Here is a 23,248-nt window from a genome sequence, read left to right as displayed (position 1 = left end):
TTTTTTTTAAAAAAAAAAAAAAAAAAAAAAAAAAAAAATATCCTTCGCCGGCGGCGCCCCCCCCCCCCCCCCCGATTCTGTCAAAAATAATATTAATATGATATTATAAAATTACGGTCTGTATAGAGTGTGCCGGAGCATTCAGTTTGGCAGCCATTCCTTCAATCCACAGATTGGTTTCGATATCATTATCTGAATCATTCATGATAACAGTTACCAATTGTCCGTTTTCATTCATAAATGCAGAAGATGTAAGAGCAGCTCTGTTCGAAGAACTTCCAATTCTCTGGGCATTTGGTTTGATATATTTTGAAACATGGCCAATATAATAGTATTCATAGGTGTAGAATACTTCTCCTGTTTTGGTATCTGCGATAATTGGGGCAAAGCAGAAGTTTCCTTTATGATTAGGTCCTCCGGTTTCATCCAGAAGAATATTCCAGTCAGTCCATAGAGCATTTCCTTTGTTGAAGTCGTTCAGCATATTTTTGCTGTATAGTTCCCCTAAGCTTACATCATAGATTTTATCCATATTGAACTGCTCTTTACATCCTTCGGTGAATGCAAGGAATTTGTCTGGAAAGGCTCTGTGCGTTTCTGCTAAGTTATCAAAAAGCTGCGTTTTATTATTCCATGTTTCATACCAGTGATAGCCGATACCGCTGGCATATTTTGCCGTCTCAGGGTCGCTTAAAGTGGTGGTTGCTCTTTGATAGATAAGGTCTCTGTTGTGATCCCAGATCATTACTTTTTTATCTTTATATCCGTTTTTCCAAAGGGTTGGACCAAGGTTCTTTTTCAGGAATTCTCCTTCTTCTTCGGCGGTGTAGATACATGATTCCCAGCTTTGAGTAGCCATTGGCTCATTCTGAACCGTTAATCCCCAGATATTAATTCCTCTTTTTTCGTATTCTTTGATGAATTTGATATAATAATCTGCCCAAGTCTGGTAATACTGGTTTTCCAATCTTCCTCCTTTGTATAAGCTTTGGTTTGATTTCATCCATGCCGGTGGGCTCCATGGAGAGAAATAAAAGGTAAAATTATTACCAATCGCCTTCTGAGCTTCTTTAATCATAGGAATTTTATATTTCTCATCATGAGCAACATTAAAAGTTTTCAGGGAAGTATCATTATCCTCTACGTACGTATAAGAATCACTGGAAAAGTCACAGGAATTCATATTGGTGCGGACGACGGTATATCCCAATCCGTTTTCCCCGAAATAGGCATCCACAATTTCCTTCTGCTTGTTCTTTGGCATTTTATAAAAAGTCTCTGCTGAGGCATCTGTAATAGCACCTCCGATACCTATTAACTTTTGATATTTAAAATTCGGAGCCACAAAAATACAGGCATCCGTTTCTTTAGGCTGCCCGAACTGTTCAAACTTAACGGCTCCTTTATCCACCATCTTCTCATTCGCTTTCGAGTTGGTAAGGACTACTTTAGCTGTTTTTCCTGCATTTTTTTTCCAATAATTCTGAGCATTGACGTTGATGACAACACCTACTACAAAACAACTTACAATTAGTTTTCTCATGATTTTTTTTTGTTTTTTGGACCTATCGTCCCCTTTTTCATTATTTATTCTTATAAACCCTTACATAATCTATGTAATACTTTTGTGGAAAAATGGCATCATCAACGCCTTCTTTCCCACCCCAAAAACCGCCTACTGCAAGATTTAAAAGGATAAAGTAAGGCTGGTCAAAAGGCCATGCTTCCTTGTTTTTCTCTTTATTCTCGTAGGTGAAAATTTTTTGGTTATCGATATAAACATCTATCTTTTCCGGTGTCCAGTCTGCTTTATAGACATGGAATTTCTCGCTGGCATCCTTCACAAACAGGGTATCCGTTTTCTGTGTTCCCTGAATATGATTGTATTTTTTGGTATGAACAGAAGCATGGATATATCCCTGATTAAAACCAACATGTTCCATGATATCCAGTTCACCGTCATCCGGCCATTTCTTCATATTTTCGCTCATCATCCAGATGGCAGGCCATGTTCCGCGACCTTTGGGAAGTTTTGCTCTCACTTCTATTGTTCCATACTGAAAAGAGAATTTCCCTTTGGTTAAAAGTCTTGCAGAAGTGTATTTATTCTTATCCCAATTTTCTTTTCTGGCTTCAATGATGAGGTTGCCTTTTTCCATTCTGGCATTTTCAAGCCTGTTTTTGGTATAAAACTGAGCTTCTTCATTCCCATAACCACCACCTCCTACATCATAATTCCATTTTAATGAATCCGGAAGTCCTTTGCCATTAAATTCATCACTCCAAATCAAAGTTCTGCCAGCATATGGTTTGTTTGAAGCACAGTTGAATACGGAAAGGAATAAAATTCCTGCCGCACACATTTTGATGAGATTTTTAGCTTTGATATTCATATGTATTAGGTTTTGGCTAAAGCCGCTCTTTTATATCTTAATAAGCGGGTTTTCTTCGTCCCTGCTCAGGATTATAGCCCGCTCCTATTGAATTCAATTGAATTCAATTTATTTCGTCCAGTTAATTCTTTTGGTCTGAACATTTTGAGAATTGGTTCCGATCATAATATCGAATTCTCCGCCTTCCCAGTCAAAATTTAATTCGTCATCAAAGAACTTCAGATCTTCCGGAGTAAGTTTAAAATCGATCTTTTTACTTTCTCCTTTTTTGATGAATATTTTCTGGAAACCTTTCAGCTCTTTTACAGGTCTTACTACTTTTCCGAAAAGATCTCTTATATAAAGCTGTACTACTTCCTCTCCATCATATTTTCCGGTATTAGAAACAGTAACGCTAATGTTCAGAGTCTGATTTCCTGTAAGACTTACTGAGCTTAAAGCCATATCAGCATATTTAAAATCTGTATAGCTTAAGCCGTACCCAAACGGATATTTCGGATCATTATCAAGATCTATATAAGCTGAAACATAGTTTCTGTCTGTATTATTTTTTGCGGGTCTTCCTGTATTATAATGATTGTAATAGACAGGAATCTGACCTTCTGTTCTTGGAAAACTCATTGGAAGTTTCCCTCCGGGATTCACCGTGCCGAATACAACATCTGCAATAGAGTTTCCGGCTTCTGTTCCCAGCCACCACGTATACACAATTGCAGGAATATTGTCTGAAGCCCAGTTGAAAATCAGAGGTCTTCCCGCATTGATCATCAGAATGATTGGTTTACCAGTTTTGGCAATTTCTTTCAATAAATCTTCCTGAACGCCTGTAAACCCGATATTACTTCTACTTTTTGCTTCTCCGCTCATCGCATGACCCTCTCCTAATGTCATGATAACAACATCAGCTTTTTTTGCGGTTTCTATGGCTTCTGCAAACTGACTTTTATCCTGATCATCTACGTTACAGCCTTTAGCATATAATAAAGTGGAGTTTTTATCCAGTTGATTTTTAATTCCGTCAAATTGAGAAACAATTCTTTGATTATCATCTTTGAAAGCAACAGACCAGAACCCATGATTAGCCACAGTTTCTTTACCGAAAGGCCCAATCAGAGCTACTGTTTTTACCGTTTTTGAAAGCGGAAGAATATTTACCTGATTTTTAAGAAGAACAATACTTTTTGATCCGAATTCTCTTCCGAATTTTCTGTTCTCCTGATTGTCAGTCTGTTCTTTTTGTCTTTTCTCATTACTGAACCTGTAAGGATCATCGAAAAGTCCCATTTCAAATTTCTTGGTTAAGATTCTTCCTGTTGCATCATCTACCAGTTTGGGATCTACTTTTCCTTCTTTAACCAATTTCGGAAGTTCTGCCATGTAGACACGGCTTTCCATATCCATATCACTTCCCCCTTTTATAGCTCTTTCTGCGGCTTCATTAGCATCTTTAGCATAACCATGAGGAACCATTTCTCCAATGCTGCCCCAGTCGGAAACTACAAAACCTTTATAATTCCATTTTCCTTTTAAAAGGTTTCTCTGAATATATTGGTTGGCCGTTGCAGGAACTCCGTTAATATCGTTAAAAGAGTTCATAAAAGTGGCAACACCTGCTTCTGCTGCAGCTTTGAATGGAGGAAGATACGTTTCATTCAGCTGTCTGAGGCTCATATCAACAGAATTGTAATCTCTTCCGCCAACAGCAGCTCCATAGGCTGCAAAGTGTTTTGCACAGGCCATTACAGCATCGAGACTTCCTAAACCTCTGCCTTGAAATCCTTTGATTCTGGCTAAACCTATCTTAGTTCCCAGATACGTATCTTCTCCTGAGCCTTCCATTACTCTTCCCCATCTCGGATCTCTGGCAATATCCACCATGGGAGCAAACGTCCAGTGAATACCATAAGCAGCAGCTTCCGTAGCAGCAATTCTTTCAGATTTTTCAATCATTCCCAGATCCCAGCTTGCTGCCTGTCCCAGATTAACAGGAAATGTGGTACGGTATCCATGGATAACGTCCTGCCCGAACAGCAAAGGAATTTTCAACCTTGACTGCATGGCCAGTTTCTGAAAAGCCCGGGTTTCTTCTGACCCTGCGACATTCAGCATAGAACCTACTTTTCCTTTTTTTATTTCATCTAAAACAGCCGCTGAATTGGAATGCTGTGGTCCTGTGGCATATTCAAACCCACTATACTGAACCATTTGCCCTACTTTCTCTTCCAATGTCATTTTAGACAACAATTCTGCAACTTTCTGATCAATTGTCTTTTGCCCGTAAGCATTCAATCCCAATACGGAAAATGCCAGTAAGAAATAAACTCTTTTCATAGTATCAAATTAAAAAATATAGGTAGCTGTAGAACGTCCTGAAATTGTTACTGCAGCGGTTTTTCCGGCAAATTTAATATTAAAATTTTCATCTTCTTTATTATCGTTCTGAACAATTAAAACTATTTTCCCAAATTGAGTCTTAAATGCCGCAGTGGAAAGTTTATTGGTCTGTGTGGAAGCGATACGCTGAGATCCTGCAGGAATAAATTTCGAAGCGTGGGCAATAATATAATAGGAAACATTTCTGATGAAATTCTCTCTGTCGGAAACTGTAATAGCTCCTTTACATTCTGTGCATCCGCCGGCTGTATGTGGGGCAAATTTCGGATCATTGGCAAGATTCCATTCTAAGGCTATTTTGCTCCAGTTTCTCATAGAGCCGATAATTACATTCTTCGTATGCCAGTTGAGGTCTTCAGTAAAAGTTCCTTTTGAACCTGTCCACTGTTCAGTAAAGTATAGGTTTTTATTTGGAAAAGCTTCATGCACCATACTCAATGCAGAAATTTCTCCTTCATACAAATGAAAAGCTGAACCATCTATATATTGGTTTGCTTCTGCATCTTTTAAAATATCAATAGCATATTCAGGTTTATTGCAATTGTGGTCATAGACAACAATTTTAGTAGTGATTCCATTGGCTTTAAAAACCGGACCAAGATTGTTCTTAATAAAATCGCCTTGCTGCTCAGACGGCATATACAAGCTAGGATTATTTCCCGGATGAAGGGGTTCATTCTGTGGAGTTACAGCATCAATAGTAATACCTTCTTTTTTCATGCCCAAGATGTATTTCACAAAATATTGGGCATACGTTCCATAGAATTCAGGTTTTAAGCTTCCTCCTTTTGATTTTCCGTTGTCTTTCATCCAAACCGGAGCCGACCACGGAGCAGCAATGATTTTAATCTTTGGATTGATTTCTAAAATTTCTTTCAACATAGAAATCAAAGCTTTATCTTTTGCAAGACTGAATTTCGAGAGAGAAGCATCGGTTTGCCCTTCAGGCAGATCATCGTATGAAAACACTTCCCCATCAAGATCCGAAGCTCCAATGCTTAGTCTTAAATAGCTGATGGAGATTGAATTTTTATCAGTTCCAAAAAGTTCGTTAAGCAGTGCTTTTCTTTTGGAAGGTGACAATCTGTTGATTACCTCAACACTTCCTCCTGTTAATGTATATCCAAAGCCATCAACATATTGAAACTTTTGAGCATCATCAATTTCAATATTCTGAAAGCTGTTGGCGTTATTTACAAATTTAACCGGAGTCTGCTGCTGTAATTTTACACTTTCATCACCTTTTGTAAGCCAGTACTGCACTTCATTTCCTTTATTGGACATTACTGATGTACATGATAAAGGAAAAAGGGCCACACCACTAAGTAGTGCGGCACCTCTAAAGAAACTATATAAGTTGTAAAACTTCATGTTTAGTATCCAGGATTTTGTTTTAAAGCTGTATTTGTTAATTCATTGAATGGAATTGGCAGAATTTCATTCTTACCTGTTTTAAATCCTCTGGCTCCCAATTTTGCTGGAGCATCCCCCCATCTTACAAGGTCAAACCATCTGTGCCCTTCCCCTGCAAGTTCTCTTCTTCTTTCATCTTTAATAGCTTGTAAAGAAACTGGAACTGATGCTAAACCAACTCTTGCTCTTACTGCATCTAATAAAGTCTGGGCTCTACTTCCTGCTCCTCCTAAAGCCTCTGCTTCCATCAAATAAGTATCTGCAAGTCTTATTGCAATATAATTTTGACGGAAATTCAGTTCTGTAGGTCCCGGAAGATTAGATTTGTCGGCATTTCTAGGTAAATATTTATTTAAGAAATATCCTGTATCTTTATATCCTGGTGAATAAGTAATTTTACCTTCATCTTTGAATTTTTTGCCATTGAAGATTGTAGCATCCAAACGAGGATCTCCCTGCATAAAATTAAATAAATCATCTGTAACAGGATTAAATCCCCAGCTTGCATAAAGATCCGGTGCATCATTATTTGGTACGTTGGCAACACGTCCGTAAGATTTAATACCCAGCATTACATTCACAGAATTACCTTCATCTTTCCCTTGACCCCAAAACGACCAATCAGCACTACTTACATTGGTATGCATTACTTCAAGGACTGCTTCTGTAGTAAATTTATTATCAACCTTCCATAAGTCTGCAAAGTTACTGACCAATTTATACCCATATTGACTTACTTGCCCTGGTGTACCATTAACCATTTCAAATTGAGCAGCCGCTTCAGTGTTCTTTTTATTATATAAATAAATTTTACCTAAAATAGCATGAGCTGTACCTTGAGTAATTCTCCCTTTTTCACTTGCTCCTGATGGAACCATCATAAGATCAGGTATAGCTGAAAGAATATCAGATTCTATTTGAGCATATACTTTTGCAGGATCTTCCTGAGGAATATTATAGAAATCATCAGTAGCCAAAACAGGTTTCAAAATCATAGGAATATTCTTGAACATTCTTAATAGTTCAAAATAGTATAATGATCTTAATACTTTGGCTTCCGCAATAAATCTTTTTCTGGTCTGTTCATTCATACTGGCGTTGGGTATTCTGTCTAATAAAAGATTCGCCTTTGCAATTCCCTGATAATAGTCCTTCCAGTAACTGGCAGGCATAATGATAGGATTAATTGAATAATTGGAAAATCCCTGAATTCCTGCGCCATCTGAAGAATTTCCTCCTCCTGAATAGAAATCATCAGAAGCACCGTTAAAGAAGGTCACCATATTTTCAAATCCTCCAGCATATTTTCTCAGCATATCGTAAGTAGCTACCAGACCACTGAATGCCTGTTCTTCATTTTTAAAATAGTTTCCTGAATCAAAAGTTCCTGTGTTCTTCACATCTTCCAGATTTCCTTTATCGCAGGATACGGCTCCAAAACTTATACCTGTTAATAATAAAACAGTTACGCTTTTATAGATAAATCTCTTGTTTTTCATTTTTTTGTCTTTAAAATTGAACATTAGCCCCAAAAAGGAAGGTTCTTGCCTGTGGATAGAAAGCTCTGTCGATACCATAGGTATCAGTACCTGCAATTTCAGGATCATATCCTGTATATTTTGTAAAAGTTACAAGGTTTTCCGCTGTTACATAGAATCTTATTTTTGAAGCTCCGACAGCTTTTGCAGCATCTTTAGATAAAGTATATCCTAACTGAACTAATTTAAGACGTAAATAATCTCCTTTTTGAAGATAATAATCAGACATTCTGGTATAGTTCTGATTATCATCATTTCTTGTCACTCTGGCTATCGTATTGGATGTTCCTTCTCCTGTCCAGCGATCCAAAATTGCTGTTTGATAATTAGCCTCCTGAATATCCAGCCTTCTAAGTCCCTGGAAAATTTTATTTCCTGCCTGCCCTTGCGCAAAAATCATCAAATCCAAATTTTTATAATTCATATTGATGGTTAAACCAAATGTATATTTTGGTACAGAATTACCCAGGTTTACAAAATCTTTTTCATCAATCACACCATCACCGTTGGCATCAAGTCTCTTAAAATCTCCAGGTTTTGCGTTAGGCTGAATCAAAGCTCCATTAGCATTTTTATAAGCATCAATTTCTGCCTGATTTTGAAAAACACCAAGGTTTTTATAACCATAGAAAGAGCCATAGGATTCACCAACCTGTAATCTGGAAACAGTTCCAAGAGTTTGGAAGCCTGCAAAGTTTACATAGGGTCTGTTATCTTCAAGTCTCGTAATTTCATTTTTCAAATAAGCAAAATTACCATTCGCAGAGAAGCCGAAATCTCCCCAATTCTTTTTATATCCTAAACTTACTTCAACTCCATCATTATTCATATCCCCAATATTTCTAAATGGGTTATTAATTAAGCCTAAATAACCTGGAAGTTCAACTCTTCTTAAGATATCTGTACTCTTTTTTCTGTAAACATCAACACTTAGATCAAAATTTCTGAAAATCTTAAGATCTGCAGCAACATTGAGTTGTGATGTTCTTTCCCATTTCAAATTAGGGTTTTCAAGAGTACTCGGAGCATAGCCAACTCGGATAATATTATCTCCAAATGTATAATTGCTTCCCGCAACCAGGAAATTAGCAAATTGGAAATCATCAATAGCATCATTACCAAGCACCCCGTATCCACCTCTCAGTTTTAATGAAGTAACTACTTTATTGTCCGGCCAGAAATTTTCGTTAGATACATTCCAACCTAAAGACATTGCCGGGAAATTTCCCCAGTGGTTATTACCTCCAAATTTTGAAGAACCATCTCTACGGATAGTCCCCGTGAAAAGATATTTATTGTCATAATCATAAACTACTCTGGCAAAATAAGAAGCTTTGTGGGTTTGTTTTCCGTCCCATGCATTCCCTGTTTTATTTTCCTGGGCAATATCAAAATTGAAAGAAGCATCTTCCCAGTTATTAACAGGAAGATTAGTAAATCTTATATTCTGTCCTGAAGAGATGTTATACTCATAGTAGCCTTGTCCTAATAATACATTTAAACTATGTAATCCAAACTTATTTTGGTATGTTAATGTATTTTCAGTACTCCATTCAAATTTTTTATCGGTCTGTCTAAATAAATTGTTGATGTCATTTTTATTAGCAGTACTCAAATAGTTAGTGGGAGTAAACACCTGCTCGCCCCAATAAGAAAGTTTCCCGTTCATACTTGATTTAAAGCTGATGTGTTTATTAAGCTTTAATTCTGCAAATACATTCGCTATAATATCATCGGACCACTTATATCCTCCTAGTTTAGTTTGTCTGAAGGCCAGCGGATTGCTCATTTCTTTACTTACGTATTGAGAAATCCCATAAGGATTTCCATTAGGATCTCTTACATAATTTGGATTATTGACGTAGTCACTAAAGTTGGGTTCATTATTAATCCCATTAGTCACAATGACAGGTGTTAATGGATCCAGATTTATCGCTGAGCTTAACGGCCCGCCAAATTCTCCATTATCAGTAACTCCCTGAGATCTTGTGTGAGTGTATGCAAAGGTTTGGCCTATTGTCAAAAAGTCAAACACTTTATGGGTTGAATTTAATCTTGCATTAACTCTTTTATAATTTGAAATATCTCTTAATACAATTCCCTGCTGATCGTAGTATCCGAAAGATGAATAAAAAGTAGATTTATCATTTCCTCCATTAATACTGAATTCATGTGACTGACGCTGCGCACTGTTAAAGATCTGTTTTTGCCAATCTGTTCCTGTACCATAAGATGAAGGATCTCCTAATACAGGTTTCAAGCCGTCATTAATATAAGCCTCGTTCATAATGGTTGCATATTGAGATCCATTCAATAAATCAAGTTTTTTAGAGACTGTTCCAACACCAAAGAAACCATTATAAGAAAGATTTAATTTTCCTCTAGCTCCTTTCTTGGTGGTAATAAGAATAACTCCTTTCGCAGCAGATACCCCATAGATAGCAGCAGATGCACCATCTTTTAGGACTTCCATTCCTTCAATATCAGACTGGTTCAACCAGCCAATATTATCTACCACAATTCCGTCTACTACCCATAAAGGATCATTACTCCCAGCTCCAAAACTAGTAATACCACGAACGCGAACTGTTGCCGCAGTTCCCGGCTGGCCTGAATTTGATACGACAGAAATACCAGCAGCTCTTCCCTGCAGTACCTGTTCTGGTCTTCCTGCTGTGGGAGCATTCTCTATATCACTGGCTTTAATACTGGCTATAGCTCCTGTCACATTACTCTTTTTCTGAGTACCGTAACCGATAACTACAACTTCGTCTATTTTGTTTTCTTTAGCAAGTGTGTCCTTCACCTGTTTGGTCTGGGCACTGAAGTTGGCCGTAAAATAGAGGACGGCAACCACTCCTACGCTTCTTGATATTCTTACATTCATATACAGTTATTGTTTAATTCTCAAATTGAGACAATAAAAATATATTTTTTTTTAATTAATTAACATTCTATTCATAAATATTTTAATTTTTCTTTTATTTTTCAGGGTTAGAAGCCCTATCTTCGCATCAATATTTCATAAAATATCATAAAAAATTAATCAAGTTATCTCCCAAAATGATCGTCAAGCCTTCAAAAATATCTCTTCCTTTAAAACTTACCTTTCTTATTTTTTCAATGGTTTTAAACTGTATGGGACTTGTCATTCTGCAGTTATCTGAGGAGAAAATCACTTATGGAGAATTGGGGCTATTAGAGTCTTTTAAAGATTTACCTATTGCCTTCATTTCGCTTTTTGCGGTGAGCTTTATTAACAAAACCGGACCTAAAAAAGCTTTGATTTTAGCTTTGACGATTGTTGGGCTCTGTTCCTGCCTGCTTCCGTTTGTGGAGGTTTTCTGGTTCTACAAATTGTGGTTTGCCATTATAGGAGCCTGTTTTGCTATTGGTAAGATCTGTGTCTTTGGAATCATCAGGAATAATATTTCGGATGAAAAATCTTTGGCAAAAACCATGAATAATGTAGAGGCTTCTTTCATGATCGGAATTTTCGTGGTAAATACCGGGTTTGGTTGGGTAATTTCCAGCCAGTATTCAGAATTCTGGAAATTTGGTTTCTTATTAATTGCTTTATTAGCTGTGTTTACCATTTTTCTGCTTTCAAAAATAGAAATAGTAGAATCCAAGCCTATAGAAAACAAAAGTATTCTCTCTGAGTTATCAGGATTTACTACCCCGGCTGTAGCTTTATTTTTAGGAGTCGTATTTTTTATCGTTTTTGTAGAACAGGGATTCAATTCCTGGCTTCCATCTTTCTACAAAAACCATCTGAAAGTCAATTCTTTTTTTGCTCTTCAGGCTACTTCTTTTTTATCCATTTTTTCTTATGCGGGGAGAACTGCTACGGCTAACATTATCAAAAGATTCGCATTACCAAGATACTATATTACTTGCATGGCTCTTATTATCACGTTGCTTATCATGATAGTCTGCATACAGTATTTTGATTCGGAAGATTCCAGAATGCTTCTTTTCCTGTTTCCGGTTATTGGTCTATTCCTTTCGCCACTCTACCCTGTTATCAACTCGAGAATGATTGCGCAGGTGGATAAAGATAAAATCAATCTGTTCACATCCCTAATTGTGATTTTTTCTTCTTTGGGAAGCTCTGTCAGTTCAATTATTATGGCCGTTTTATTCGAAAAACAGCTGTTAAATTACTATCCATTATATATCTTATCCTCTGTAATTCTGCTTTTTGTGATTAGTTTAATATATTTTACTGTCACAAATAGAAAATAGTTTTATTTTTACTACCATGAAAATCAAAGACACAAAAAGTAAAGAAACGCTTCGGGAACTTATCGATACTAAAGATTTCGTAGCACATATTTCTGTTGACTGCACTATATTCGGCTTTCATAATAATATTCTGAAAGTTCTGCTTTTAAAATATCATGATCTCGATCTGTGGTCACTTCCAGGTGGTTTTGTTTTCAATGATGAGGACCTTAGAGAAGCGGCTGAAAGGGTTTTGCATGAAAGAACACATCTTAAAGGATTATTTTTGAAACAGTTTCACACATTTGGAAGGATAGACCGTACTGAGAACAATGTACATCAGATTCTTCTTCAAAATAAAGGTATAGCTGTTCCTGAAGACCACTGGATCTTTCAGCGTTTTGTGACGGTAGGGTATTGCAGTCTTATTGATTTTTCATTAGCTGATACTTTTCCGGATGCTTTCAATGAAAGTTGTGAATGGTTTGAAGTAAATAACCTGCCCAAAATGGCTTTCGACCATGACCGAATTATAGAAACCGGGCTGGAATATCTTAGAATGAACATCAATACAGAAGTTGCAGCAAGTAACCTGCTTCCGGAAAAATTTACGATGAAAGACCTTCAGGCTCTCTATGAAACTATTTTAGGACAGAAATTCAGAAGAAATAACTTTCAGCGAAAAATTTTAAGTTTAAATATCCTTGACAGAATGGAAAAATTGTACGACGGGTCGGCCAATAAAGCTCCCTATCTGTATAAATTTAAAACTGAAGTTCATAATTCTACCAATCAGTATCCCATCTCAAATGATGAGGAGTCATAAAAATATAAATTTAACCAAAATCATCAATAAAATAGCAGTATATTACTGAAAACCAATACAGAAATAAGTTTCTAAAAAAACTTTTCAGACATCACGAAAAATGCTATTTTTAACAAAATCAAAAAATCATGTCATATTATCCTCTTACAAGCATCCCTGATTATTATGGAATTGATGCTTTACTTACTGAAGAACACAAACTAATCCGCCAATCTGTAAGAGACTGGGTTGAAAGTTTTGTAATGCCGCAGATTGATCAGGCCGCTCAAAATCATACAGATCTACCTAATCTTATGAGAGAATTGGGGAAAATCGGAGCGCTGGGACCTTACATTCCGGTTGAGTATGGCGGTTCAGGATTAGACCAGATTTCTTATGGTTTAATTATGCAGGAATTGGAAAGAGGAGATTCTGCAGTACGTTCTGCTGCTTCGGTACAGAGCTCTTTGGTGATGTTTCCTATCAATGAATTCGGTTCTGAGGAACAGAAAATGAAATATCTTCCTAAGCTTGCTGCAGGAGAAATGATCGGATCTTTTGGATTAACAGAGCCTAACCATGGTTCTGACCCAAGTTCTATGGAAACTTATTTTAAAGATATGGGAGATCATTATCTTTTAAATGGTGCTAAAATGTGGATCACCAATTCTCCTCTATGCGATATCGCAGTGGTATGGGCAAAAAATGAGGAAGGAAAAGTACAGGGGTTAATCGTTGAAAGAGGAATGGAAGGTTTCACCACTCCTGAAACTCACAATAAATGGAGCTTAAGGGCTTCCAAAACAGGAGAACTGGTATTCAATAATGTAAAAGTGCCTAAAGAGAACCTTCTTCCTGGAGTAACAGGGTTGAAAGGACCTCTATCTTGTCTTAATTCAGCAAGATATGGAATTTCTTGGGGAGTAATAGGAGCAGCAATTGACTGCTACTGTACTGCTGTTCAGTATTCTAAAGAAAGAAATCAGTTTGGAAAACCAATCGGTTCTTACCAGCTTCAACAGAAAAAATTGGCTGAATTCTTAACAGAGATTACAAAAGCTCAGTTATTATGCCTTCAGTTAGGAAATCTTAAAAATGCCCACACGGCAACTCCAGCTCAAATCTCAATGGCAAAACGTAACAACGTGAAAATGGCTATTGACATTGCCAGAGAATCAAGACAGATTCTTGGCGGTATGGGAATCATGGGTGAGTTCCCAATGATGAGACATGCCGCGAACCTGGAATCTGTAATTACTTATGAAGGAACTCATGACGTTCATTTGTTAATCACTGGTTTAGATATTACAGGAATTAACGCTTTCTAAAGAAAGATAAACCTATAAAGAAAGAGTCTGGCCAATGGTCAGATTCTTTTGTTTTACTCACTTTTCAGAGAATTGATATTCAATGAATAATTATTGATGCTATAATGTTTTTGTCTGTTTATTAAAGTTATTACCTTAAACAACACAAAAAACCATCAATATGAAAAAAATTACGACTTTTTTATTGGGTCTTACGGCTCCATTTTATTTTGCACAACAAGCTGGTGATGTTGTAAGCGCCGAACAGAAACTGGATCTTACCCCACAGGGAGTTATCAATTTTATAGCCAATAATCTTGGCGATCAGAATGCACCGGAATTTGCCAGTTATCTAAACAGCTTTAATATTGGCCTGAAAGGATACAAGATTACTTACTACACCAAAAATGAAAACAATGTACTTGTAAAAGCAACCGGATTGCTTATGTATCCTAATGTACCTTTCAAACTTTCAACTGTGGTATCAGATCACGGAACAACGGACAGCAGAGATAATGTTCCTTCCAATTTCAAAGGGGCTTTAACTGCAGGATTTGTTGTGGAATTATCTTATGTACTTAACGGTTATATTCTAATGGCACCTGACTATGTAGGTATGGGATCTGGCGACGGAGTCCATCCTTATGTAGATTACGCTACAGAAGCCGGTGCGACCATTGATTTCGTTACTGCTGCCAATAAAGTATTGGCACAATTGAACATTAAACGTTATGACGAATATTTCTTAGCCGGATATTCTCAGGGCGCACATGCTGCCATGTCTACCCTAAAAAGATTAAGCATTTCGAATCCCAATAATATAAAATTCAAATATGCGTATATGGGAGACGGACCGTATGATTTTTCCGGAGTAACTTTAAATAAAGGCGTCCTGGAAAAAGATATTTATCCGTTTACTTCATTCCTGGCTAACGTTCTTCATACCTGCAACAATACAGGCTATAAAACGTACACTAACAACATTTCAGAAGTTATTTCTACTGAATATCTTGACAAATACAATTATCATGTTGTTCAGGATAATGGCGGGCTTTTATGGGGTCCTGTGATATGGAGAAAGCTCTTTACAACCAGCTTCGTGAATGATGTTACCAATAATCCCAATAACAAGCTCAGACTATGCATGAAGCCTAAGGATGTGTACGACTGGTATAATAAAACACCGATGACATTGGGGCATTCTACTATAGATTTAGCTATTCCGCCGGAAAATACTTCCAAAACGATTGATGTTCAGCGCGGATATTATCCATGGTGGGATCTGAATAAATACAAACTGGATTCTTTCTACTGGGGACCACTAGGACATGTGGGAGGAATTCTGCCATTTACTTTAGCTTCCAATGCGAAATTCAATACGTTGAGAAGCGGCGGACTTCTTAATGAATGGGCTATTGCAGGATCAATTTTTGGCAAACAGTCAGCAGAGAAAACTTCTGACAAGCCTACCCTTTTATCCTCACAGATAAAACCAGATTTAGGCAGCATGCAGCTGGTTGAAATTACTGATTTCAATAAAGAAAAAGCTCAGAGCAGAACAGCCAGTGGTGACGGCAGCTTATCAGCTTTAAAAGACGGAGTTTATCTGTTGAAAGTATCGGAAAACAATGAAAATAAAATAATTCCATACATCAAAAACACACCGAAAGAAGTTGCTGAAAACGAAATCGTACAATCTGCGAATGCATCACTTCTCCAATTAAAAGTGGATCAGGAAGAACTTACTGCAGTGAATATTTTTGACGAAAATAAAACGCTGATCAAAAGTATTTCTCAAAAACAATATCGAGAAGCCAGAGGGATCAACGTCCAGGATCTGGAGAATAAAAACTATACGTTTGAGGTAGTTACTCCTTATTATAATCTTCAGTTCAATAAAGCTGTTGGTGGTACTCCTTCACTGGAAAACAATACCGATATCTATGCTCAAAAGCAACAAATTGTTGCCAGATCCAGCAATGATATTAAAAATATCAGCATCTACAGTATTTCCGGTACTCTGATTGTTCAGCAGGAAGTTAACAAACCGTTGTTTGAATCCAGAAACCTAGAACCTGGCGTATATCTTGTACAAATCACACTTTCTAACGGAAAAGTCATCAATAAAAAAATAAAACTCTAGCAACAATCCTCTTCAATAATCTCATTTCAAGTTAATTTTTGGCACTTCAGCGATGAAGTGCTTTTTGATATCAGAAACCAAATAACTCCACAAAAAATAATTAGATATAAATTTCAATGAGAAACTATAAAATTACGTAATCCATTATTGCCTATCATTTTACACTCTTCAATTTTAACTTTTAATAAAAATAAGATTAAAATTGTATAAATGATTCTTGTCATTTATTTTAAATTATTCTAAATAAAATTAGCAAACTAATATTGAGGCTCCTACTTTTGCCGAAAGAATAATGCCAGATGGTACATAATGACTCCCGATTCCCTTTGAGGCTCCGATTTTTCAGTTTTCTTATTTTTTTCATCACGATTACAGCAGTCAAGTCACAGAATTTACAGTTTACAATTACTTTTGAAGTAAAAAGCAAAGATCAATCTTCGTTGAAAGACACCGAAATCAAGATTTCCAATGAAGAAAATTCCTATTCAATATCTACCGATGAAAAAGGAATCGCTACCATTTCTATTATCCCGGGAAAATACAAAATAGAAGCATGGAAAAATGGAATTCCAGGATATTCCAATAAAATATTTGTGACAAAAACAGAAACTTTCACTCTGCCATTTCAGGAAAAGCTCAATACGATTGAAGAAGTAGTGATTACGGCTAAAGAAGGAAAAGGACTTACCTCTTCTTCCATCATTAATCAGCGGGCTATGCAGCATTTGCAGCCATCCAGTTTCTCTGATCTTCTGGAACTTCTTCCCGGTGGAAGGTCAAATGATCCTGTTCTTAATCAGGTCAATAAGATCAGTCTCCGCGAAACCGGAAGACCCGGCACCGATTATAATACGTCTTCTATGGGAACTACATTTTTGGTGGATGGTGCTCCTTTGAACTCCAATGCCAACCTGCAGTATTCTTATGATTTTTCAGATAAAACAAATAACGGGCTTAAACGAAGGCTTAATATAACCAGCGGTGTGGATATGCGAACCATTTCCACAGACCAGATTGAAAGTGTGGAAGTTCTCCGCGGAATCCCTTCCGTCATCTATGGAAATCTGACTTCAGGAATTGTAAAAATCACGAACAAATCCGGATATACAAAATGGAAAGCCAGATTTAAAGCAGACGGCTACAGTAAGCTTTTTGCAGTGAGCAAAGGTTTTGAAAACAAAGAAAAAGATCTCAAAATAAATACAGGTCTGGATTATCTGAATGCAAAGACCGACCCAAGAGACCGTCTGGAAAGTTATAAAAGAATTACCGCTCATCTTGCCATAATAAAAGAAAAAAAATATGATCATGGAACAGCAAAATGGCAGAGCAATATTAGTTATACAGGTTCTCTGGATGGTTCAAAATCAGATCCTGATATCGATTTATCTGAACTCAACTCTTATGAAGTGAATAATCATTTGTTGAGTCTTTCTAACCTGTTCAATTATACTAAAAATGAACCTTCATTCTACCGTTCTACCGAAATTCAGGCAACAGTCAACCAGAGATTTGACAAAATCAAGCAGACTAAATTTATTCAACTTGAAAATGCAACCGCCTTTCCTCTATCCACAACGGAAGGAGAATATGATGGCTACTACCCTGAACCCCGCTATATTTCAAATTATACAGTAGACGGAAAACCTCTTGATCTGTTTGTCAAAATGATTAATAATTTTCAGATTAATTATAAATCGGTAACGCATGAGTTCAATGCCGGATTTGACTGGCAAATGAGCAAAAACTGGGGTAAAGGACAATTATTTGATAACTACAGACCGATTGATCCCAAAGCAACATTCAGACCGCGTGCTTACCGCGATATTCCTGCTTATATGACTTCTGCATTGTTTCTGGAATCTGTCAACTCATTACAAGCAGGTAAACATCAACTTATACTGGCATTAGGACTCAGAGGAAACACAATGATGAATCTGCCTTCTCATTTCAAAATGAATGGGAAATTGTATGCAGACCCAAGAGCCAATTTCCAGTGGGAACTTCCCTCTTTTGATTTGATGAATAAAAAGGCAACCTTAGCTTTAACATTAGGATATGGAAAACAAAGTCTCTTCCCTGATCTCAACCTTCTGTATCCGGAACTTATTTATAAAGATATCCAGCAGCTGAATTATTTTCATAATAATCCAAATTACAGAAGAATCAATTATAAAACACTGATTTACAATTCACAGAATCCGGAGATAGAACCCGCTGTGAATGAAAAATTTGAAGCAAGAGTTGATTTCAGTCTGGGAGCACATCAGCTTTCGGTGACTGTTTTTAAAGAAAATATGCGCAATGCATTCCGTTCTATGAATGAAAATGCTTTGTATCAGTACAAAAAATACGATACTTCAGGACTGAATCATGATGCCATCACTTCCCCACCGGATGTGAACACACTTCCCTATCAGACAGTGAATGAAAACTTTCTTTACACCACTCAGCGAAATGGAAGCAAAGTGGATAAAGAAGGTATTGAATTTCAATATTCCTCCAATAGAATTCCTGTAATTAATACAAGGTTTACTTTAAATGGAGCGTGGTTTCGCACAAAATATGGTAATAGTCTTCCGGTCTATAGAGGAAGAGATTTATTGATCAACGGAAGGCCTTATCCTTATCTCGGGTTATATGAAGGTATGGAACCCAATTCGGTGAATGAAGTTTTGAATACCAATCTGATGATGGACACTTATATTCCCCGCCTGGATCTTGTTTTTTCTTCATCATTTCAGTTTTCATGGTATTCTATGAGAAAAGTTCTTCCTATGAGCGGAATTCCAAGTCATTATGTAGATCAAAATGGTACTGTTCTCCCTTACAATCCGGATGCTGTAAAAGGAACGATATTGGAAAGTCTTATGATTGCTCAGAATGAGAATTTATACAATACCACCAGAAGGCCTATGGAAATGAATCTCAATCTGAAAGTAACCAAAAGTTTCAGAAATAAAGCGGTGGTCGTTTCCATGTTTGCCAACAGACTATTCAGCTATTATACCCCTTACAACATCAACGGATTTACCATCAATAGAAAAGGCGCTTATGATCCTTATTTCGGAATGGAAATCAATTTCAATTTATAAACAATTTCAATTCAATAAATTATGTTAAAACATGTATTAAGAACACTGTTCGTTTTGTGTGCAGCTTTTGCCATTACAGCTTGTTCTTCAGATTCAAACGATGCTCCGGAAGCAAAAACCTCATTAAAGCTTGAACTTAAATTAGTTCCTGACAATATTCAGGTTAAAGAATATAAAAATCTTACCATCAGTTTCAAAGAGTTAAATTCAGGATTTACCATTACTCAGGAGCTTAAAAACACTAACGTTTTGCAGGTTGTGCTTCCTTCAGGAACGTATAACATTACTGCAGAAGGAAGTATTATGTATGGTGATAATTCCGGTTCAATAGAAGCTAAAGTTGCCGGTGTACAGAATGGAATCGTAATCAATGGCAGTGAGACCAGCAAAACTTTAGAACTTTCTTTGAAATCAGGTGCCAGCAGTGATCTGATCCTGGAAGAAATTTTCTTTACAGGAACCAAAACACCACAGGGAGCCATGTATTTCGGTGATCAGTATTTTAAAATCACCAATAATACGGACAAAACTTTGTATGCCGATGGTATGTTGTTAATACAATCCAGCTTTATGACGAATGAAAAACAGGATTACAGCCCCAACATCATGGGAACTACTCTATCTGCCGGTGCTATTATCAGAATTCCAGGAAACGGAACGATGTACCCTGTAAAAGCCGGGGAATCAATTATTATTGCGGAAGATGCCATTAATCATAAAGATTTTAATCCCTCTTCCATTAATCTTTCCAGTGCCAACTTCCAGATTTTTAAAGAAGATTCTGATGATATTGACAATCCTGCCGTTCCGAAAATGGTAAATGTTTTTGAAAAAATGGTAATTCATACACAGGGCTATTATGCGTATGCTTTGGCACGTATGCCGCAGGGAATGACCAACGAAGCTCTGGTTGCCCAAAACACTTATACCTATACCTACAACCTTACGATAAATGGTGATGTGTATCCTATGGACGGAACCGCTGTCAAAATCCCAAATGAATGGATCACAGATGCTGTCAATTTAAGTGTACAGGATTCTTTCCAATGGCAGGTAACTTCTCCTTCTTTGGATATGGGATGGACTTCCGTAGCTGCTTTTGACAGAGATAAAAACCGTTTTGGAAAAGCTGTACGCAGAAAAGTAACCGGAAAAACAATGGATGGTAAAAATATCCTTAAAGATACCAATAACTCTACAACAGATTTTGAACATGGTGTAAAGCCATCTTTATTCAATTAAAATGAAATATTTTCTTTCCATATCGATCCTGTTACTATCTTTTTCTGGTGCAAAACTGCACGCTCAGGCCAATGATACCATCATAGAAAAAGTACGTGAAGAATACAGCTTTGAAAGGCTTATTAAAAACAATATTATGCTCAATCCTGCCAGTTATGCCGGAGGAAGGAAATACAGCATCACAACCTTTAATGTGTTTACGGAAAAAAGCAACACTCCCAATCAACTGAAACAGAAAGGAAAAGGGAAAAACCTATGGGGTGCAGAAGTTTACAGCTTACAAAAGCTCGATGACCAAACATCAGTCTGGGGGAATGCCTCATACACACAGGGGAAAAATAAGCAGGTGGTATGGAATGAAAATTCAGATTATGAACTCATTTATCCTTATGTAGCAGCAGATAGCGTGGGTGGTAATATGAAATTTGAAAACTATAGTTTTTCAGGAGGATATTCCCGAAAAATCAATACCTATACTTTAGGAATTACTGGAAGTTATCAGGCAACATTGAGTTATAGAGATGTAGATCCTCGACCGAAAAATACTGCGGCTCATTTTTCTCTGGCAATGGGAGCCAACAAACTGATGTTCCAAAAGTTCAAAATCGGAGCTTATGTGAATGCTGAAAAATATACTCAAAAACATTATCTGAGCTTTGTCAGCAATCAGGGATACCCTCTGATTTATAATATGAGCGGAATGGGAAATTACAATGAATTGCTTTCCGGGAAACTCCGTCAGGCCTATTATGAATGGTGGTCTTATGGAGGAGGTTTACAGATCTTTGAAGCTGAAAGCAGAAACTGGTATCTGAATATTGGCCTTAAAAAGTTTAATCTTGATAAACTATTGACAGAATATGCAGATCTCAACGCTTCAAAAATTGATGAACAGCAATTCAGCTTTTCCGCCGGAAAATTCTTTGATTCAGGAAAAACAGTCTGGGGAATTTCTGCCGAAGGAAACAGCACAGAGAGAAAAGGAACTGAAAACCTCTTTCTGAATGAAAATTCAAGAAATTATATACAGATCGGAAGTGTGGAAAAATATAATCATAAGATCAATACTATCATTTTCAAAGGGCTTATACAGATGGGTAATGAAAAGGCAAAATCCTCTCTGATACCCTTCTTTGGATGGATTCAGGAAAAGGAAAAATACAGCAGCCCTCTATCAAGAATAGAATTAAGTAAGCTTATGTATGGTGCGGATTATCAATGGATGAAAACTTTTGATCATCAACAGATATTGTCTGTAACAGCGGGACTTTCAGGAACCAATGTCTATCAAAAGGATGCTCTTTTCAACAATTCCGGAAAGCAGTCTATCAACGCTATGCTTCAGGAAAACTATATATTTCAGTCTTCGGATTTCTGGCAGGCAAAGCTTGATATCAATTTTCATTTCAACTTCCCGGTTGTTAAAAATGCTTTTGTAGGAGGCAAAATCATGTACACCAATTTTAAAAATGGCAGCAATGCTTTATTGGCAGTCAGCATAGGAAGTATTTTTTAAACACATTATGGTAAAATTTTCAGATATTAAATTAATTGCAGTTCTTGGAGGAATTTCTCTGTTCTTTATGCAGCATACTCTTCAAAAGTACAGAGTAGATTATGGAGAAACTGTGGAGCAATATAAAAAGCCTATAAAATACTGGCCAAAACCTTCAGTGGATGAAGAGGTCAATTGGAAAGAATTTGAGGCTATTGAATGGGATTCCAACTATTATGACACCCAGGAACTCCCTGAAGTAATGCTTGGAAAAAAGCTATTTTTTGATCCCAAATTGTCACAATCCAGTCAGGTATCCTGCAGCAGCTGTCACAATCCTGAATTGGGTTGGGGAGATGGCCAGGAGGTGGCATTGGGAACAGATCATTTGCAGGGAAAAAGAAATACACAGTCTCTGTTCAATATTGGAGACCGCCAGTCCTATTTCTGGGACGGAAGAGCCAAAACACTGGAAAAACAGCTTGTAGGACCTATTTCTGCTCATAACGAAATGAATATGAAACCGGAAAAACTGGCTGGAAAGCTATCTAAACTGAAAGAATACAGACAGCTTTTTAAAGAAGTTTATCAAACTGATAAAATCACATTTGATAAAATCGCAAAAGCATTGGCTACTTTTCAAAGAACAATCAGAAGCCAGCCCAGCAAGCTAGATAAATTCATCAAAGGTGATTATAAAGCCATGAGTGACAAGGAAATTTATGGGATGCATCTATTCCGTACCAAAGCAAGGTGTATGAACTGCCACTACGGAAAAAACCTTACAGATGAATCTTTTCACAATATAGGACTTACATACTACAAACGAGAGTATGAAGATCTAGGGCTTTATCATATCACTAAAAATCCGGATGATACGGGGAAATTTAAAACCCCTTCTCTGAGAGATCTTGATTATACCGCTCCATGGATGCACAACGGGCTGATGGATGACATGCATGGCATTGTTAGTTTATACAACAGCGGTATGCAGATGATTAATCCTACTCCCGAAGAAAAGAAAGCTGATCCTAATTTTCCGGTTACCGATCATCTGATAAAGCCTTTACACTTAAATGAGCAGGAAATGGATGCCATTGTTGCATTTTTAAAAAGTATGTCCGGAAGCTATTATAAAATGCCAAGACCGGAAATCCCAAGAAAATAGATTTAAAAAAGATTAAACAATTGATCCT

The 23,248-nt window shown here is 36.9% G+C and carries 14 protein-coding genes; 8 read left to right on the top strand and 6 right to left on the bottom strand.

Annotated features, from left to right (window positions below):
* Positions 1 to 103: 103 nt before the first annotated feature.
* From LKL37_RS04565 to LKL37_RS04540, 6 genes are all read right to left on the bottom strand, one after another.
* Positions 104 to 1,543, bottom strand: a complete 1,440-nt coding sequence (locus LKL37_RS04565) for a glycoside hydrolase family 30 protein (RefSeq protein WP_431609414.1) — start codon at positions 1,541 to 1,543, stop codon at positions 104 to 106.
* A 40-nt stretch (positions 1,544 to 1,583) separates the two neighbouring features.
* The gene (locus LKL37_RS04560) at positions 1,584 to 2,393 is read right to left on the bottom strand and encodes a glycoside hydrolase family 16 protein (RefSeq protein ID WP_431609413.1); all 810 of its coding nucleotides are present in this window, start codon (positions 2,391 to 2,393) and stop codon (positions 1,584 to 1,586) included.
* A gap of 108 nt (positions 2,394 to 2,501) precedes the next feature.
* Positions 2,502 to 4,724 (bottom strand): beta-glucosidase BglX, encoded by a 2,223-nt coding sequence (gene bglX / locus LKL37_RS04555; protein ID WP_431609412.1) that lies wholly within the window; start codon positions 4,722 to 4,724, stop codon positions 2,502 to 2,504.
* 9 nt (positions 4,725 to 4,733) lie between these two features.
* On the bottom strand, positions 4,734 to 6,158 hold the full coding sequence (locus LKL37_RS04550) for a glycoside hydrolase family 30 protein (RefSeq protein WP_431609411.1): 1,425 nt from the start codon (positions 6,156 to 6,158) through the stop codon (positions 4,734 to 4,736).
* Positions 6,159 to 6,160: 2 nt separating this feature from the next.
* The gene (locus tag LKL37_RS04545; protein WP_431609409.1) at positions 6,161 to 7,699 is read right to left on the bottom strand and encodes a RagB/SusD family nutrient uptake outer membrane protein; all 1,539 of its coding nucleotides are present in this window, start codon (positions 7,697 to 7,699) and stop codon (positions 6,161 to 6,163) included.
* 10 nt (positions 7,700 to 7,709) lie between these two features.
* Positions 7,710 to 10,625: a SusC/RagA family TonB-linked outer membrane protein gene (locus tag LKL37_RS04540; RefSeq protein WP_431609408.1), complete on the bottom strand. Its 2,916-nt coding sequence runs from the start codon at positions 10,623 to 10,625 to the stop codon at positions 7,710 to 7,712.
* Positions 10,626 to 10,801: 176 nt separating this feature from the next.
* Here LKL37_RS04540 and LKL37_RS04535 point away from each other — a divergent pair, with 176 nt between their 5' ends.
* The 8 genes from LKL37_RS04535 to LKL37_RS04500 all read left to right on the top strand — a co-directional run bounded on the left by LKL37_RS04535 (position 10,802) and on the right by LKL37_RS04500 (position 23,220).
* Positions 10,802 to 11,986 carry an MFS transporter gene (locus tag LKL37_RS04535; protein WP_431609407.1) on the top strand — a complete coding sequence of 395 codons (1,185 nt, stop codon included), beginning with the start codon at positions 10,802 to 10,804 and terminating at the stop codon, positions 11,984 to 11,986.
* A gap of 16 nt (positions 11,987 to 12,002) precedes the next feature.
* Entirely contained in the window at positions 12,003 to 12,791 is a 789-nt protein-coding gene (locus LKL37_RS04530; RefSeq protein WP_431609406.1) for an NUDIX hydrolase, read from the top strand.
* Between the two features lie 128 nt (positions 12,792 to 12,919).
* Positions 12,920 to 14,098 carry an acyl-CoA dehydrogenase family protein gene (locus LKL37_RS04525; protein ID WP_431609405.1) on the top strand — a complete coding sequence of 393 codons (1,179 nt, stop codon included), beginning with the start codon at positions 12,920 to 12,922 and terminating at the stop codon, positions 14,096 to 14,098.
* Between the two features lie 160 nt (positions 14,099 to 14,258).
* A complete protein-coding gene (locus LKL37_RS04520; protein WP_431609404.1) occupies positions 14,259 to 16,220 on the top strand; it encodes a T9SS type A sorting domain-containing protein in 1,962 nt (653 codons plus the stop codon).
* A 299-nt stretch (positions 16,221 to 16,519) separates the two neighbouring features.
* Positions 16,520 to 19,315 (top strand): TonB-dependent receptor plug domain-containing protein, encoded by a 2,796-nt coding sequence (locus LKL37_RS04515; RefSeq protein WP_431609403.1) that lies wholly within the window; start codon positions 16,520 to 16,522, stop codon positions 19,313 to 19,315.
* A 21-nt stretch (positions 19,316 to 19,336) separates the two neighbouring features.
* Positions 19,337 to 20,557, top strand: coding sequence for a DUF4876 domain-containing protein (locus tag LKL37_RS04510; protein ID WP_431609401.1), 1,221 nt, complete (start codon positions 19,337 to 19,339; stop codon positions 20,555 to 20,557).
* Between the two features lies 1 nt (position 20,558).
* The gene (locus LKL37_RS04505; protein WP_431609400.1) at positions 20,559 to 22,073 is read left to right on the top strand and encodes a DUF6850 family outer membrane beta-barrel protein; all 1,515 of its coding nucleotides are present in this window, start codon (positions 20,559 to 20,561) and stop codon (positions 22,071 to 22,073) included.
* 7 nt (positions 22,074 to 22,080) lie between these two features.
* Positions 22,081 to 23,220 (top strand): cytochrome-c peroxidase, encoded by a 1,140-nt coding sequence (locus tag LKL37_RS04500; RefSeq protein WP_431609399.1) that lies wholly within the window; start codon positions 22,081 to 22,083, stop codon positions 23,218 to 23,220.
* Positions 23,221 to 23,248 lie beyond the last annotated feature (28 nt).

The organism is Chryseobacterium sp. 'Rf worker isolate 10' (genome assembly GCF_050753305.1).
In the GTDB taxonomy this organism is placed as follows: domain Bacteria; phylum Bacteroidota; class Bacteroidia; order Flavobacteriales; family Weeksellaceae; genus Chryseobacterium.
Note: the sequence above shows the minus strand (reverse complement) of the source record. Positions and strands in the feature narration are given on the sequence as shown.

Bases quoted from the DNA above. Each gene is read 5' to 3' on its own strand.
- LKL37_RS04565 (WP_431609414.1), bottom strand. From the start codon at position 1,543: ATGAGAAAACTAATTGTAAGTTGTTTTGTAGTAGGTGTTGTCATCAAC.
- LKL37_RS04560 (WP_431609413.1), bottom strand. From the start codon at position 2,393: ATGAATATCAAAGCTAAAAATCTCATCAAAATGTGTGCGGCAGGAATT.
- bglX (WP_431609412.1), bottom strand. From the start codon at position 4,724: ATGAAAAGAGTTTATTTCTTACTGGCATTTTCCGTATTGGGATTGAAT.
- LKL37_RS04550 (WP_431609411.1), bottom strand. From the start codon at position 6,158: ATGAAGTTTTACAACTTATATAGTTTCTTTAGAGGTGCCGCACTACTT.
- LKL37_RS04545 (WP_431609409.1), bottom strand. From the start codon at position 7,699: ATGAAAAACAAGAGATTTATCTATAAAAGCGTAACTGTTTTATTATTA.
- LKL37_RS04540 (WP_431609408.1), bottom strand. From the start codon at position 10,625: ATGAATGTAAGAATATCAAGAAGCGTAGGAGTGGTTGCCGTCCTCTAT.
- LKL37_RS04535 (WP_431609407.1), top strand. From the start codon at position 10,802: ATGATCGTCAAGCCTTCAAAAATATCTCTTCCTTTAAAACTTACCTTT.
- LKL37_RS04530 (WP_431609406.1), top strand. From the start codon at position 12,003: ATGAAAATCAAAGACACAAAAAGTAAAGAAACGCTTCGGGAACTTATC.
- LKL37_RS04525 (WP_431609405.1), top strand. From the start codon at position 12,920: ATGTCATATTATCCTCTTACAAGCATCCCTGATTATTATGGAATTGAT.
- LKL37_RS04520 (WP_431609404.1), top strand. From the start codon at position 14,259: ATGAAAAAAATTACGACTTTTTTATTGGGTCTTACGGCTCCATTTTAT.
- LKL37_RS04515 (WP_431609403.1), top strand. From the start codon at position 16,520: ATGGTACATAATGACTCCCGATTCCCTTTGAGGCTCCGATTTTTCAGT.
- LKL37_RS04510 (WP_431609401.1), top strand. From the start codon at position 19,337: ATGTTAAAACATGTATTAAGAACACTGTTCGTTTTGTGTGCAGCTTTT.
- LKL37_RS04505 (WP_431609400.1), top strand. From the start codon at position 20,559: ATGAAATATTTTCTTTCCATATCGATCCTGTTACTATCTTTTTCTGGT.
- LKL37_RS04500 (WP_431609399.1), top strand. From the start codon at position 22,081: ATGGTAAAATTTTCAGATATTAAATTAATTGCAGTTCTTGGAGGAATT.